The following is a 15,119-nucleotide window of genomic DNA, read 5'->3' as shown; positions in this document are numbered from 1 at the left end:
TGATGTTGGATGTGCCGACGTCTTCGCGGGCAAGCCTCGCTCCTACAAGGGTTTTGAGTGGGGCACAAAAAACCGGGCGGCTTTTGGGGCCGCCCGGTTCGGGTGATGCGGTTACAGATGCGTTTCGGCGTATTCGGCCAGGATGGAACGAGGCACCCCTTGCAGGGTGATGTGCACACCATTAGGGAAGTCTTTGAAGCGTTCGGTCAGGTACGTCAGCCCGGAGCTGGTCGCGGACAGGTAAGGGGTGTCGATTTGCGCCAGGTTGCCCAGGCACACCACTTTGGAACCGGCGCCGGCACGGGTGATGATGGTTTTCATCTGGTGCGGCGTGAGGTTCTGGCATTCATCGATCAAAATCAGGCTCTGCTGGAAGCTGCGACCCCGAATGTAGTTGAGGGATTTGAACTGCAACGGCACTTTGCTGAGGATGTAGTCGACGCTGCCATGGGTGTTTTCGTCATCCATGTGCAAGGCTTCGAGGTTGTCGGTGATGGCGCCCAGCCAAGGCTCCATTTTTTCCGCTTCGGTGCCGGGCAGGAAGCCGATCTCCTGGTCCAGGCCCTGCACACTACGAGTGGCGATGATACGGCGATAGCGTTTGCTGACCATGGTCTGCTCGATCGCAGCGGCCAGGGCCAGGATGGTTTTACCGGAACCGGCCGCACCAGACAGGTTGACCAGATGAATGTCCGGGTCGAGCAAGGCGTAGAGCGCCAGGCTTTGATAGATGTCACGCGGTTTCAGGCCCCAGGCTTCCTGGTGCAACAGGGGCTCTTGATGCAGGTCGAGAATCAGCAGGCGGTCTTCTTCGATCTCCTTGATCCAGCCGACAAAGCCCTGCTCGTCGATGATGAATTCATTGATATGCACCGCCGGCAGGTTGTCGATCAGCTTCACCTGATGCCAGGTGCGGCCGTGGTCCTGACGGGTTTCGACCTTGCTCACGAGGTCCCAGAAGGAGCCGGTCATGTTGTGGTAACCGTTAGGCAGCAGCGAAACGTCGTCGACCAGTTGGTCGGTGCTGTAGTCCTCGGCCGCAATCCCGCACGCCCGGGCCTTGAGGCGCATGTTGATGTCTTTGGTGACCAGCACCACGGGCAGTTTGGGTTCGCGCGCGTGCAGGTCGATCAACTGGTTGATGATGATGTTGTCGTTCAGGTGCTCGGGCAGAATGATGTTCGGCTCCGCGCGTTTGCTCATCAGAATTGACAGCAAACCCTTGGGCCCACTCTTGCCGCGCTGGATCGGCACACCGAGTTCGACATCCTCGGGGCTGGCATCGCCCAGGGTCTTGTCGATCAGGCGGATCGCCTGACGGCATTCGGCCGCAACGCTGTGATGCCCGCTCTTGAGCTTGTCCAGCTCCTCAAGCACGGTCATCGGGATCGCAACGTGGTGTTCTTCGAAGTTAAGCAGGGCGTTTGGATCGTGAATCAATACGTTGGTATCGAGTACATAAAGGATTGGCTGGTTGGAAGAAGAACTACGTCCGTGATCATCCATACTCGGTCACCTTTGTGGGAGCCATTCGACGCAATACCTCGACGGTGCTGCGCCTCGAAGTGACTGCCGAATTCACCTGCAAGGGATCAAGTGAACTGCACACAAACTGGGGTCTTGGGAGACGCCACCTGTGTTGCAGGTTTCGGCGGTCTGTCTTCGTAATACTCCAAAACCCATGACAGAAAAAAGCACTTTGACGTTTTTTTGAAGTTTATTTTTCAGAGTGACGAATAGCCCTTGGCGTGCAGGCATTGTGCCGTTAAAGTCGGAAGTCCGCCTGCATCGAAATTCCGCTAAAAATCACCCTCCCCTGCCCTCTGCCCCAATGAATACGGGGTTTTTCAGATTTCAGCGAAACGCCTCCTGACAGTCTTCCCAACCGATCCCGCTTTGCGCCGTTTGCGTGATCAGCCAGGGCATCGACGTTTTCAGCGCATCCTGCTTCACATTGAAATTGATCACGCCGTGGCGCCATAAAAGCATCAGGGTCAGCACTCGCTGGGCGCTCTGGCTGCCCTTGAGCTTGCCGGCGCCGTCCTGGGGATCGATGTCCCACAGCGCCACCTGCAAACCCTGCGACTCAAAGAATCCTTGCGCATCAGAACGACGCTGGCCATCCGGCGGGCGAAACAGCGGCACATAGTTCTCCGGCAGTTTGTTCTTCACCAGTTCGGCGCTGCGCTTCACCGAGTCCTGCCAGTCTTGCCAGTGGCTGTGGGAACGGAACTCCCAACCCTGCACGCCAATGCATTGTTGTGAATACGTCGCTTGCAGGCTCGCCACCGAACGTTCGGCCAGACGCGCCTGGATGTCCTTGCCAAGCACGAAGAAGGTGCCATTGATGTTCGACTTGCGCAGGTATTCGGTGACCCACGCGGTGTTGTCCGGAATGGCATTGGCGGCGCTGTCGAAGGTCAGCAGAAACAGCCGGTCATGCATCTCGTCGCCATTGCGCTCGTAGTCGCCGAAACGATCGACTTCACTGCTGGTTTGCGGAAACAGCGCCGCCTTGCGCAATTGTTCGTCCAGGTACTGGGCGTGGAACAAGCGGCTCGGTTCGGACCACTTGATATAAAAGCTGTCATCACTGACCACGAACTTGGCCGCTTGCTCGCGCAGGGTCGGCAGGTCTTCGACCAGGAAACAGAACGATGCGTCCTGATCGCAGCTCTGCTGGGCGAAGTTGTAGTTGGTCAGCAGGCGCCGCCACATGCGCTGGCGCAGGTTATTGACCGAATCCAGGTTAATTGTCCGAAGGCCCAGGCGCTGGGCCAGACTCGGTTCATCTAGGGATTCGCTGGCCAGCAGGACGCGGGCGAACATGAGGATTTCGGCCCGGGACGCGACATCGAACAGGGTCGGGCTGGTGAGCTGTTCCGGCCAGGTGCTGCGATCAAGCGTCGCCACATCACCGGGCGCCGCCAGGGCGCCGAAGCTCAAGAGCCAGGCCGAGAATAAAAGAACGATACGCAAAGGGATGTCTCCATAACAAAACCCGCGCGGCACTATAGCTGATCCCACCGACATGATCGTTCCCACGCTCTGCGTGGTAACGCCTCCCCGGACGCTCCGCGTCCGCTTTGGCGGTGACGCGGAGCGTCACTGGCTGCATTCCCACGCGGAGCGTGGGAACGATCATCCCGCACGACGCCAAACTCCTGCAGGAGCGAGGCTTGCTCGCGAAAGCGGTGTGTCAGGCGACTTTGATGTTGGATGTGCCGCCGTCTTCGCGAGCAAGCCCGCTCCCACAGGGTTTTGTGCATGGCCACCGATCACCTATGGACTTGATAGCTGGAGTCATCAAGCGCAACCCCCTAGAATCGCCCCACGATTAAAGGAGACGACTTCATGCTGATGGTGATTTCCCCCGCCAAGACCCTCGATTACGAAACACCGCCGGCCACCCAGCGCTTCACCCAGCCGCAATACCTGGACCATTCCCAGGAGCTGATCATGCAGCTGCGCGACCTCACGCCGGCGCAGATCAGCGAGTTGATGCACGTCTCCGACAAGATCGGCGGGCTCAACGCCGCGCGTTTCGGCAGCTGGACGCCTGCGTTCACCCCGCAAAACGCCAAGCAGGCGCTGCTGGCCTTCAAGGGCGACGTGTACACCGGCCTGAATGCTCAAACCTTCAGCGAGGCCGATTTCGATTACGCCCAGCAGCATTTGCGCATGCTCTCCGGGCTCTACGGCCTGCTGCGCCCGCTGGACCTGATGCAGCCTTATCGGCTGGAGATGGGCACCAAACTGGCGAATGCCCGTGGCAAGGACCTGTACGCCTTCTGGGGCACAAGGATCAGCGAATGGCTGAACGAAGCTCTGGCTGATCAAGGTGACGATGTGCTGCTGAACCTGGCGTCCAACGAGTACTTCTCGGCGGTCAAACGCAATGCCTTGAACGCGCGCATCATTAATACCGAGTTCAAGGACCTGAAGAACGGTCAGTACAAGATCATCAGCTTCTACGCGAAAAAGGCTCGCGGGATGATGAGCCGTTTCGTTATCGAAGAACGTATCAACGACCCGGCAGCCCTCAAGCAGTTCGACATCCAGGGTTACCGCTACAGTGCCGAACAATCCAAACCGGACAACCTGGTATTTCTGCGCGATCACGCCCCCGAGTAATGCACTCATTCGGCGCACGACCACTGGTCGTGCGCACTGTTTAATCGTCCAACAATTCCCCGCCATTTCGCCATTCTATTGGCGCCAAAAATACATCACTGCAATTTCTAACTTTTGTTTCACTCGACAATCGTGATTTTTTTCAGTAGTGGCACTGACATTTTTTAACAGTGGTGGCACTTACCCATCTAATTCGACAATTACCCTATATATAAAGGGCCAAACCGTAAGTGCTATCAATTTGAAAGCAGTGCCATCTTTTTCAATATTTCAAGAAATTTCAGAATTCGCGATGGGCGGACAGGAACTATGTCCAAATGCGTCGTTCATACCACCGGTAACGATTCTTCCTGAGCGTGTAGGAGATAACTTACGCAGAGACGAGGACCATGTAGCGAAGTTGTCATACTAACTTGTGCTTGATGACCTCTTATTTGGGCAGCACCAATAGGACAGGAGATACGCACCATTACTATCCCCTATACGGCCAAGGCAGCGCCCCTATAAACGTGCTCATCCGAGCACCCAACCGCTTGATTTACGGGCCTTCAGCCTGACATTGAGCGCGCATGACCTTTGCACAATTGCCCCCTGAACAGGGGACAGGATGCATAACAGGGCACATCACAATAATAAGGCCTAGTTGCGCACATCTTGAGTGCACTTATTTAGTCACTCGGAACTTAGTTTGCCTGCACGCTGCACTGTGGCGCCTGTAAGCATGCACTTGCGAGTGCACTATGACCGCTGAACACCATTAACTCCGGCCATTTAATGGCTTGATAATTACAGAGGTAAATGCGATGCGCATCAGCATATTTGGTTTGGGTTACGTCGGTGCAGTATGTGCCGGTTGCCTGTCTGCACGTGGCCATGACGTCATTGGCGTCGATGTTGCCAAAGACAAGATCGATATGATCAACGCCGGCAAATCGCCGATCGTTGAACCGGGCCTGGGCGAACTTCTGCAGAAGGGCATCGAGACGGGCAAATTGCGCGGCACGACCAACTTCGCCGAAGCGATTCGTGACACCGACCTGTCGATGATCTGCGTCGGTACGCCGAGCAAGAAGAACGGCGACCTGGAACTGAACTACATCGAAGCCGTGTGCCGCGAAATCGGGTTTGTCCTGCGTGACAAAACCACCCGCCACACCATCGTGGTTCGCAGCACCGTTCTGCCGGGCACGGTCGCAAACGTTGTCATCCCGATTCTCGAAGATTGCTCGGGCAAGAAAGCCGGCGTCGACTTCGGCGTGGCGGTCAACCCAGAGTTCCTGCGTGAAAGCACCGCGATCGCCGACTACGACCTGCCACCGATGACTGTCATCGGCGAATTCGACACCGCGAGCGGCGACGTTCTGCAAGCCCTGTACGAAGAACTCGACGCACCGATCATCCGCAAGGACATCGCTGTCGCCGAGATGATCAAGTACACCTGCAACGTGTGGCACGCCACCAAGGTGACCTTCGCCAACGAGATCGGCAACATCGCCAAGGCTGTCGGCGTCGATGGTCGCGAAGTGATGGAAGTGGTCTGCCAGGACAAAACCTTGAACCTGTCGCAGTACTACATGCGTCCAGGCTTCGCGTTCGGCGGCTCTTGCCTGCCGAAAGATGTGCGCGCCCTGACCTTCCGTGCCGGTTCCCTGGACGTCGATGCGCCGCTGCTCAATTCGCTGATGCGCAGCAACGTGTCGCAAGTGCAGAACGCCTTCGACATCGTGTCCAGCCACGACAAACGCAAAGTCGCCCTGCTCGGCTTGAGCTTCAAGGCCGGCACCGATGACCTGCGCGAAAGCCCGCTGGTGGATCTGGCAGAAATGCTGATCGGCAAGGGCTACGACCTGAGCATCTACGACAGCAACGTCGAGTACGCCCGTGTCCACGGTGCGAACAAGGATTACATCGAGTCGAAGATCCCGCACGTTTCGTCCCTGCTCAACTCCGACTTCGACGACGTGATCAACAACTCCGACGTGATCATCCTCGGCAACCGTGACGAGAAATTCCGCGCCCTGGCGGAACAGGCTCCACACGGCAAGCAAGTGATCGACCTGGTCGGCTTCATGTCCAAAGCCACTAGCGTAAGTGGCCGCACCGAAGGGATCTGCTGGTAAAGCAGCAATAAGCGACAAGCTTCAAGCGGCAAGTTAAGCGCTCTTCACTTGCAGCTTGAGGCTTGAAGCTTTCAACTGACTTTAGGATTCCGATTATGCACAGGCTAAAGCACGGCCTATTACAGGCCGCCGGTTGGCTGTTTTACCTAAGTTTATTGATGGGCATCGCCATGGCGTTGCCTTCATCCACGTTCGACTCCGACTCGAAGGATTTCATCTTCCTGATCGGTTTCATCGGGATCTGGCGTTACTCGATGGGTGCCACGCACTTTCTGCGCGGCATGCTGTTCCTGTACGTGGTCTACCCGCACCTGCGGCGCAAAGTGCGCAAGCTGGGTAAATCGGCAGACCCATCCCATGTGTTCCTGATGGTCACCAGTTTTCGCATTGACGCCCTGACCACCGCCCAGGTCTACGCCTCGGTGATTCGCGAAGCGATCGACTGCGGCCTGCCGACCACCATGGTCTGCTCCATCGTGGAAATGTCCGATGAGAAGCTGGTCAAGAGTCTGTGGTCGCGGATGAATCCGCCGGATCGGGTCAAGCTCGACTTCGTGCGCATTCCCGGCACCGGCAAGCGCGATGGCCTGGCCTACGGTTTCCGCGCCATCTCCCGTCACCTGCCGGATGACCGCGCAGTGGTAGCCGTGATCGATGGCGACACCGTGCTCGCCCCCGGCGTCGTGCTCAAGACCGTGCCGTGGTTCCAGCTGTTCGGCAATGTCGGCGGCCTGACCACCAACGAGTTCTGCGAAGTGCGTGGCGGCTACATCATGGCCGAATGGCACAAACTGCGGTTCGCCCAACGCCACATCAACATGTGCTCGATGGCCTTGTCCAAACGCGTGCTGACGATGACCGGCCGGATGTCGGTGTTCCGCGCAACCGTCGTGACCGACCCGGACTTCATCGCCGACGTGGAAAGTGACTCGCTGCAACACTGGCGCCTGGGCCGCTTCAAGTTCCTGACCGGTGACGACAAGTCGAGCTGGTTCAGCCTGATGCGCCTGGGCTACGACACCTTCTACGTCCCCGACGCGGCGATCCACACCGTGGAACACCCGCCGGAAAAAAGCTTTATCAAGGCCAGCCGCAAACTGATGTTCCGCTGGTACGGCAACAACCTGCGCCAGAACTCCCGTGCCCTGGGCCTGGGGATGAAACGCCTCGGTCTGTTTACCTCGGTGGTGCTGTTCGACCAGCGCGTATCGATGTGGACTTCGTTGCTGGGCCTGACGGTGGCGATCATCGCCAGCTTCAAGTACGGCGCCGCGTTCATCCTCGCGTACCTGCTGTGGATCGGCATCACCCGCCTGATCCTGACCTTGCTGCTGTCGTGCTCCGGTCACCGGGTCGGCCCGGCCTACCCGATGATTCTCTATTACAACCAGATCGTCGGCGCGCTGGTGAAGATCTACGTGTTCTTCCGCCTCGACCAACAATCCTGGACTCGCCAGGACACCAAATTGACCCGTGATCTCGCCAGCTTTCAACGTTGGTTCAACACCTGGTCGTCTCGGACCATGACCTTCTCCGCCGGCAGCGTTTTCGTCGCCGTGCTGCTGATGATGGTCTGACCGCCCCCTTATTGAATTAACCAGGACATTGCCCCTATGAATACCGCCGTCAACGCCAACGTAGTGCACGAATCCGAAGCCCAGCGCCAACACGCCCGAGTGAAAATCCCGGCCAAGCTGCGGTTCTTCGGCCCTGACCGGACCCCGGTCGATGCCCGGGTCATCGACCTTTCCGCCGGCGGCCTGGCGTTCAACGCCGGTCAGTTGCCGCTGAAAATCGGCGAGGTGTACAAGGCTCGCCTGCAATTCGTCATCGATAACCTCGGCCTGACCATGGACGTGGAATTGCAGGTCCGCTCCTTCGATCGCCCGACCGGGCGTGTCGGCTGCCAGTTCCAGAACCTGGAATCCCAAGACATCTCGACCCTGCGTCACTTGATCACCTCTCACCTGGCCGGCGACATCGTCAGCATGGGTGAAGTGCTGGCGACCCTGCAGCGCGACAACTTCACCAAGGCGCGCAAGGTCAAGGACGGCGGCCACGGCATGACCCCGTTCGGTCGTCTGCGTGCAGTGACGTTCAGCTTCGCGATTTTCCTCGTTGGCCTCGCGGCGTTCGGTTTCATCTTCAAGTCGGTGTACGGCATGTACTTCGTCAGCCACGCCCAGGCCGGCATCGTCAGCGTACCGGGCATGAACATCACCATGCCCCGCGACGGCACCGTGCAGAGCCTGGTGAAAAGTGACGGCGTTGCTGCCAAAGGCGCACCGCTGGCGACCTTCAGCACCAGCATGCTCGATGTCCTCAAGGGCCATCTGGACGAAGACCAGTTGCAACCGGCCAAGGTTGAAGAACTGTTCGGCAAGCAAATGACCGGCACCCTGACTTCGCCGTGCGATTGCACCGTGGCTCAGCAACTGGTCGGCAACGGTCAGTACGCCAGCAAGGGCGACGTGATCTTTACCCTGGTGCCGCGCAACAGCGAAGCCAACATCGACGCGCGCTTCACCTATCGCCAGTTCGCCGACGTGCGTCCAGGTGCTCCAGTGACATTCGAAATCGCCGGCGAAGACAAGACCCGCACCGGCAAGATCGTCAGCAGCACCAGCCTGAAAAGCGCCGACCTGTCTTCCGACATCCGCGTACAGATCAAGCCTGACGAGCCGCTGGACACCACCTTCGCCGGTCGCCCGGTGGAAGTGAACAGCGATCGTGGCCCGAACCTGAACTGGCTGATCGACAAAGCCATGGCCGCCGGTATTTAAGTCGAGGACATGCCTGTGACCATTAAAAAAATCCTCAATACACCGCACACCCTGTGGGAGCGAGCCTGCTCGCGAAAGGAACAATGTGGTCTGCCTGATGCACCGCAGCGCGTCATTCGCGAGCAGGCTCGCTCCCACATTGGATCACTGTGCGCAGTTGCATTGGCGGTCAGCCTCGCCGGTTGCGCCGGCCTGCCCGACCAACGCCTGGCCAACGAAGCCCTCAAGCGCGGCGACACCGCGCTGGCGCAGCAGAATTACAAGCAACTGGCCGACCTGGGTTACAGCGAGGCGCAAGTCGGCCTGGCCGATATCCAGGTCGACAGCCGCGACCCGGCGCAGATGAAACTGGCCGAAGCGACTTACCGCGCCGCAGCCGACGTCTCGCCGCGAGCCCAGGCTCGCCTCGGTCGCCTGCTGGTGGCCAAGCCCGGTTCCACCGAAGCCGAACAGCACGAAGCCGAAGGCCTGTTGAAAAAAGCCGGGGCCAATGGCGAAGGCAACACGCTGATTCCGCTGGCGATGCTGTACCTGCAATACCCGCACAGTTTCCCGAGCGTCAACGCCCAGCAGCAGATCAGCCAATGGCGCGCCGAAGGCAAACCGGAAGCGGGCCTGGCCCAAGTGCTGCTGTATCGCACCCAGGGCACGTACGACCAGCACCTGGACGAAGTCGAAAGCATCTGCAAAGCGGCGCTGAACACCACCGATATCTGCTACGTCGAACTGGCCACGGTCTACCAGAAACAAGCCAAGCCAGAGCAAACCGCCGAGCTGATCAAGCAGATGCAAGCCGCTCACGCTCGCGGCACCGTTTCCGCGCAGCGCGTGGACAGCGTCGCTCGCGTCCTGGGTGATGCCACCCTGGGCAAGACCGACGAGAAAACCGCGCAGTCGCTGCTCGAAGGCATCGCCCCTGGCTACCCCGCTTCCTGGGTCAGCCTGGCGCAATTGTTGTACGACTTCCCGGAACTCGGTGACGTCGACACGATGATGAAGTACCTGGACAACGGTCGCGCTGCCGATCAACCCCGCGCCGAACTGTTGCTGGGCAAGCTCTACTACGAAGGCAAATGGGTGCCGGCCGACGCCAAGGTCGCCGAAGAACACTTCCAGAAAGCCGTTGGCCGGGAAGTGGCCGCCGATTACTACCTCGGCCAGATTTACCGTCGTGGTTACCTGGGCAAGGTCTATTCGCAGAAAGCCCTGGATCACCTGCTGACCGCTGCGCGCAACGGTCAGAACAGCGCCGACTTCGCCATCGCCCAACTGTTTTCCCAAGGCAAGGGCACCAAGCCCAACCCTGTTAACGCTTACGTCTTCAGCCAGTTGGCCAAGGCTCAAGACACCCCGCAAGCCAATGAGCTTGCGACAACACTCGAAGCCCAACTGCCGCCTGCCCAGCTCGCCGAGGCCCAACGCCTGTTGAAACAAGAACAGGCCGTTCGTGGTTCCTCGAGCCAGAACAAGCTGGATTTGCAAGCCCTGCAAGAAGAAGACGGCGAGGAAAAACTATGAAGCTCAATCCATTCGTTAAGGCCGGTATTGGCCTGACATTCGCCCTGATGTGGTCGTGTCCGACCCTCGCCGCGATGACCGAAGCCAAGAACTACGGTCTTGAAGTGAAAGTCACCGGCCAGTCCGAAGACGACGCCGACCTCGGCACCGCCAAGGGCGGCGACGTCAATGGCCTGGGCCTCGACCTGCGTCCTTGGGTCTACGGTGAAAGCGGCGCGTGGAGCGCCTATGCGATGGGTCAAGCGGTGACGTCTACCGACATCATCGAAACCGACACCCTGCAACAAGCCGACGACACCAACCAGGCCACCGACAACGGTGATCGCAAGTCCAAGAAAAACTACCTGGCCATGCGCGAGTTCTGGGTCGGATACAGCGGCCTCACGCCTTACCCGGGCGAGATGCTCAAGCTCGGTCGCCAACGCCTGCGCAATGACGACGGCCAATGGCGCGACACCAACATCGAAGCCCTGAACTGGACCTTCGACACCACCCTGTTGCGCGCCAACGCCGGTGTGGCCGAACGCTTCAGCGAGTACCGCACCGACTTGAAAGAGCTGGCGCCAAAAGACAAGGATCGCCTGCACGCTTACGCCGATGCGGCGTATCAGTGGACCCCGGGCAACTGGGTCGGCATTCGCGGTCATCACACCCACGATGACGGCAAGCTCAACTACCCGGAACCGGGTGTGGCCGGCGATTCGTTGGACAAGAAACAGAACGGCGACATCACCTGGCTCGGCCTCACCGCTGACAGCGACGCCTACAACTGGCGCAACACCAACACCGTCAACTACTGGGGCAGCATCACCGGTATGAGCGGCGACACCGACACGGTGAACGCGCTGAATGCCGACGGCACTCGTCCGACCGAAGCCAAGACCGGTGAAGACCTCAACGGCTGGGCCACCGATGTCGGCGTGCGTCTGCGCCTCGATCCGCAATGGCAAGTCGGTGCAGCCTATGCCCGCGCCAGCGCCGATTACGAACAGAACGGCCTGGAAAGTAACCGCTCGAACTACACCGGTACTCGCTCGCGGGTTCACCGTTTCGGCGAAGCCTTCCGTGGCGAAATGAACAACATGCAAACCGCGACCCTGTTCGGTTCGTGGATGCTCAACGACGAATACGACGCCAGTCTCGTGTACCACAAGTTCTGGCGCGTGGACGGCAGCAAGCCGGTGGGCAGCAACGGTATCAACGCCGTCGAGAACAACACCGACGACGTCACCGGCGCCGTGCTCTCCAGCACCTCCCTGCCGCTGCAGGATGGCAACAAAGACCTCGGTCAGGAAATGGACCTGGTGGTCACCAAGTACTTCAAGCAAGGGCTGCTGCCTGCTGCTTTGAGTCAGTCGATCGACGAGCCTTCGGCCCTGGTGCGTTTCCGTGGCGGTGTGTTCAAGCCCGGCGATGCCTACGGCAAAGAAGTCGATTCGTACATGCACCGCGCGTTTATCGACGTGATCTGGCGCTTCTGATGCGAGCCGCGAAAGGAGTGCCCGACATGACCTATCCGAAGAGAGGTTCGATCACGCTGCTGGCCGGCGCGATGCTGCTGGCCAGCTCGGTCGCCTTCGCCAATGCGGAGCCGGTTGCGCCTGCACAAAAAGGCCAACCGAGCACCCTGGCCAAAGGACTGCAGCAAGCCAAGACCTATACCGTCAGCAGCGCACCGACCGAGCCGCTGAACCTGGCCAAGCCGAAGCTGCCGGACACTTCCGGCTACACCGCCGAAGCCATCGCCGCGAAAGTCGTGCGAACCAAACCGGGCAAGGCCAGCGTGCGCCGGATGATGCAGGAAGACGCCTTGAAGGACTTCATCGGCGGCGACAACAAGATGGCCGAGTGGGTGGTGCGTCAGCACGGCATCCCGCAGGCGATCTTCGTCGACGACGGCTACATGAACCTCAAGGACCTGGCCAAGAAAGAACCGAAGTACATCAGCGAGCCTTCGCCGGGTGTGTACCTGGCGAAGTTGCCAATCGTGGTTGGCCGCAAGGGCATCCTCGAAATCGACAAGCAGACCCAGGAATTGCGCCTGTCCCAAGAGGCCGGTTCGTTCCTGGTCAACGACGGCCAGCTGTTTGTGCGCGACACCAAAATCACCGGGTGGAGCGAGAAGAACAATGGTCCGGCGCTGTTCAAGACGCCGAAGGAATTCCGTCCGTTCCTGCTGTCCTGGGGCGGCACCGAGACCTACATCGCCAACAGCAAGATCGCCAGTTTCGGTTACGCCAACAGTAAGTCCTACGGCGTGAGTATTTCCCAGTACACGCCGAACATGGCCAAGGTGCTCAAGCGCCCTGAACCGACCGGCTGGATCGTCGGCTCCGAGTTCTCGGACATGTGGTACGGCTTCTACTGCTACGAAACCCGCGACTTCGTCGTCAAGGGCAACACCTACAAGGACAACATCGTCTACGGCATTGACCCGCATGACCGTTCCCACGGTCTGATCATCGCGGACAACACCGTGCACGGGACCAAGAAGAAGCACGGGATCATCATTTCCCGTGAGGTCAACGACAGTTTCATCTTCAACAACCGCAGCTACGACAACCACCTCTCGGGGCTGGTCATCGACCGTAACAGCGTGAACAACCTGGTCGCCTACAACGAGATCTACAAGAACCACACGGACGGCATCACCCTCTACGAGAGTGGCGACAACCTGCTGTGGGGCAACAAGGTGATGGGCAACAAGCGCCACGGCATCCGGATTCGTAACAGCGTGAACATTCGCCTCTACGAAAACCTCGCCATGGCCAACGGCCTGACCGGCGTCTACGGCCACATCAAGGACCTGAGCGACACCGACCGGGATATCAAGCTCGACCCGTTCGACGCCCAGGTGTCGCTGATCGTGGTCGGCGGCGAACTGGCCGGCAATGGCAGCGGACCGCTGGCCATCGACTCGCCGCTGAGCGTCGAGTTGTACCGCGTGTCCATGCTCGCGCCGACCAAATCCAGTGGCATCAGCTTCAACGGGATTCTTGGCGAGCGCCAGGATGAAATTCTCGACCTGCTGGTGCGCCAGCAGAAAGCCGTGCTGATCGACCCTGTCGAACGCCAGACCGAAATGCGGGACTGAGGATAATTTTATGCACCCACACTTGATCAAATTACTCAGCCTGTCGGCCCTGACCGCCGGGATTCTTGCGGCCAGCGCCGGCGCCCGTGCCGACGATGCCAATGCCGTCAAAGCACCAAGTTTCACCGCCGACCCGTGCTGCAACCTGTGCCCGGAAGCCCACGACGCGAAGAACTACACCACCCGTTACCAGCAGAACTTCACCACGCTGGTACAGGCCCAGGGCGACTGGCTGTTCCGTACGCAAGAAGACTTGCGCACCGAGTTCGACACCTCCCCTGCCGGCTACAAACGCATGAAAGAACTGCACGATGCGTTCAAGAGCAAAGGCGTGGAACTGGTGGTCGTCTACCAGCCAACCCGTGGCCTGGTGAACCGCAACAAGCTCAACCCGGAAGACAAGGCCAAGTACGATTTCGACAAGGCCCTGCGCAATTACAAAACCATGCTCGGGCGCTTCGCAGCCATGGGCTACACCGTGCCAGACCTGTCGCCGCTGACCAACGAAACGCTGCCCGACACCCTGCCGGCCCACGATTTCTACTTCCGCGGTGACCAACACTGGACGCCGTACGGCGCCCAGCGCACAGCGAAAATCGTCGGTGAGCAAATCAAGCAAATGCCGGCCTTCGCCGACGTGCCGAAACGCGAATTCGAGAGCCATAAGTCGGGTCGCATGGGCAAGACCGGAACATTACACAACATGGCCGGTCAACTCTGTGGCACTAGCTACGCGATCCAGTACATGGATCAGTTCACCACGGAGCCGAAAGGCGAAGCGGACGATGGCGATCTGTTCAGTGACTCCGGCAATCCGGAGATCACCCTGGTCGGCACCAGCCACAGTGGCAAGAACTACAACTTCGCCGGTTTCCTCGAAGAGGCGATCGGTGCCGACATCCTCAACGTGGCATTCCCTGGCGGTGGCCTGGAAGGTTCGATGCTGCAGTACCTGGGCAGCGACGAGTTCCAGAAGAAGCCGCCGAAAATCCTCATCTGGGAATTCTCGCCGCTCTATCGCCTCGACCAGGAAACCATCTACCGCCAGATGATGGCGCTGCTGGACAACGGTTGCGAAGGCAAGGAAACCCAAATGACCGGTAGCACCACATTGAAACCGGGCAAAAACGAATTAATGGTCAACAGCAAGAACCTGAACCTGCAGAACAGCAGTCACCAGGTCGACATCCAGTTCGCCGATGCGTCGGTGAAAGTCCTGCACGCCACCCTCTGGTACATGAACGGTCGCCACGAGGACATCAAAATCGAAAAACCGGAAACCTCCGACACCGACGGGCGTTTCGCCTTTGAGTTGCGCACCGACGAAGACTGGGCCTCGCAGAATCTGCTGGCCGTCGAAGTCGAAGGCCCTGAAGCGGGTGCCGCGCCACAAAAAGTCGACGCGAAAATCTGCAAACGCAACGTATTCCCAGGCGCTGGGCAACATACCGCTCAGGCCGGGCAATGAGG

Annotated in this window: 10 protein-coding genes; 8 read left to right on the top strand and 2 right to left on the bottom strand. The window is 59.1% G+C overall.

Going from position 1 to position 15,119, the window contains the following annotated elements; genetic code table 11:
• Window positions 1–111: 111 nt before the first annotated feature.
• Both BK667_RS05245 and BK667_RS05240 read right to left on the bottom strand, forming a co-directional pair.
• Entirely contained in the window at window positions 112–1,506 is a 1,395-nt protein-coding gene (locus tag BK667_RS05245) for a PhoH family protein (protein ID WP_054049712.1), read from the bottom strand.
• A 348-nt stretch (window positions 1,507–1,854) separates the two neighbouring features.
• Window positions 1,855–2,979, bottom strand: a complete 1,125-nt coding sequence (locus BK667_RS05240; protein WP_123596993.1) for a polysaccharide deacetylase family protein — start codon at window positions 2,977–2,979, stop codon at window positions 1,855–1,857.
• Window positions 2,980–3,354: 375 nt separating this feature from the next.
• On the opposite strand from BK667_RS05240, the gene yaaA reads away from it, so the two are divergent.
• The 8 genes from yaaA to BK667_RS05185 all read left to right on the top strand — a co-directional run bounded on the left by yaaA (window position 3,355) and on the right by BK667_RS05185 (window position 15,117).
• Window positions 3,355–4,134: a peroxide stress protein YaaA gene (gene yaaA, locus BK667_RS05225; protein WP_123596991.1), complete on the top strand. Its 780-nt coding sequence runs from the start codon at window positions 3,355–3,357 to the stop codon at window positions 4,132–4,134.
• A gap of 803 nt (window positions 4,135–4,937) precedes the next feature.
• The gene (locus tag BK667_RS05220; protein ID WP_123507811.1) at window positions 4,938–6,254 is read left to right on the top strand and encodes a nucleotide sugar dehydrogenase; all 1,317 of its coding nucleotides are present in this window, start codon (window positions 4,938–4,940) and stop codon (window positions 6,252–6,254) included.
• Between the two features lie 95 nt (window positions 6,255–6,349).
• Complete coding sequence (alg8, locus tag BK667_RS05215; RefSeq protein WP_123507809.1) at window positions 6,350–7,831, top strand: mannuronan synthase; 1,482 nt, start codon at window positions 6,350–6,352, stop codon at window positions 7,829–7,831.
• A 36-nt stretch (window positions 7,832–7,867) separates the two neighbouring features.
• The gene (locus BK667_RS05205; protein WP_123596990.1) at window positions 7,868–9,037 is read left to right on the top strand and encodes an alginate biosynthesis protein Alg44; all 1,170 of its coding nucleotides are present in this window, start codon (window positions 7,868–7,870) and stop codon (window positions 9,035–9,037) included.
• A 15-nt stretch (window positions 9,038–9,052) separates the two neighbouring features.
• Window positions 9,053–10,555 carry an alginate biosynthesis TPR repeat lipoprotein AlgK gene (gene algK, locus BK667_RS05200; RefSeq protein ID WP_123596989.1) on the top strand — a complete coding sequence of 501 codons (1,503 nt, stop codon included), beginning with the start codon at window positions 9,053–9,055 and terminating at the stop codon, window positions 10,553–10,555.
• Window positions 10,552–12,036 (top strand): alginate export family protein, encoded by a 1,485-nt coding sequence (locus tag BK667_RS05195; RefSeq protein ID WP_123596988.1) that lies wholly within the window; start codon window positions 10,552–10,554, stop codon window positions 12,034–12,036. Before algK ends, BK667_RS05195 begins: the two co-directional genes overlap by 4 nt.
• A 26-nt stretch (window positions 12,037–12,062) precedes the next feature.
• Window positions 12,063–13,649: a mannuronan 5-epimerase AlgG gene (gene algG, locus BK667_RS05190; protein ID WP_123596987.1), complete on the top strand. Its 1,587-nt coding sequence runs from the start codon at window positions 12,063–12,065 to the stop codon at window positions 13,647–13,649.
• 10 nt (window positions 13,650–13,659) lie between these two features.
• Window positions 13,660–15,117, top strand: a complete 1,458-nt coding sequence (locus BK667_RS05185) for an alginate O-acetyltransferase (protein WP_123596986.1) — start codon at window positions 13,660–13,662, stop codon at window positions 15,115–15,117.
• Window positions 15,118–15,119: the final 2 nt, after the last annotated feature.

The sequence above is a fragment of the Pseudomonas frederiksbergensis genome, from assembly GCF_003732705.1.
GTDB classification, from domain to species: Bacteria; Pseudomonadota; Gammaproteobacteria; order Pseudomonadales; family Pseudomonadaceae; genus Aquipseudomonas; species Aquipseudomonas frederiksbergensis_F.
This window is presented reverse-complemented; position numbering and strand designations above follow the sequence as displayed.

Excerpts from the sequence above, each read along its gene's own strand:
- BK667_RS05245 (WP_054049712.1), bottom strand. The coding sequence starts at position 1,506 with ATGGATGATCACGGACGTAGTTCTTCTTCCAACCAGCCAATCCTTTAT.
- yaaA (WP_123596991.1), top strand. The coding sequence starts at position 3,355 with ATGCTGATGGTGATTTCCCCCGCCAAGACCCTCGATTACGAAACACCG.
- BK667_RS05220 (WP_123507811.1), top strand. The coding sequence starts at position 4,938 with ATGCGCATCAGCATATTTGGTTTGGGTTACGTCGGTGCAGTATGTGCC.
- alg8 (WP_123507809.1), top strand. The coding sequence starts at position 6,350 with ATGCACAGGCTAAAGCACGGCCTATTACAGGCCGCCGGTTGGCTGTTT.
- BK667_RS05205 (WP_123596990.1), top strand. The coding sequence starts at position 7,868 with ATGAATACCGCCGTCAACGCCAACGTAGTGCACGAATCCGAAGCCCAG.
- BK667_RS05195 (WP_123596988.1), top strand. The coding sequence starts at position 10,552 with ATGAAGCTCAATCCATTCGTTAAGGCCGGTATTGGCCTGACATTCGCC.
- algG (WP_123596987.1), top strand. The coding sequence starts at position 12,063 with ATGACCTATCCGAAGAGAGGTTCGATCACGCTGCTGGCCGGCGCGATG.
- BK667_RS05185 (WP_123596986.1), top strand. The coding sequence starts at position 13,660 with ATGCACCCACACTTGATCAAATTACTCAGCCTGTCGGCCCTGACCGCC.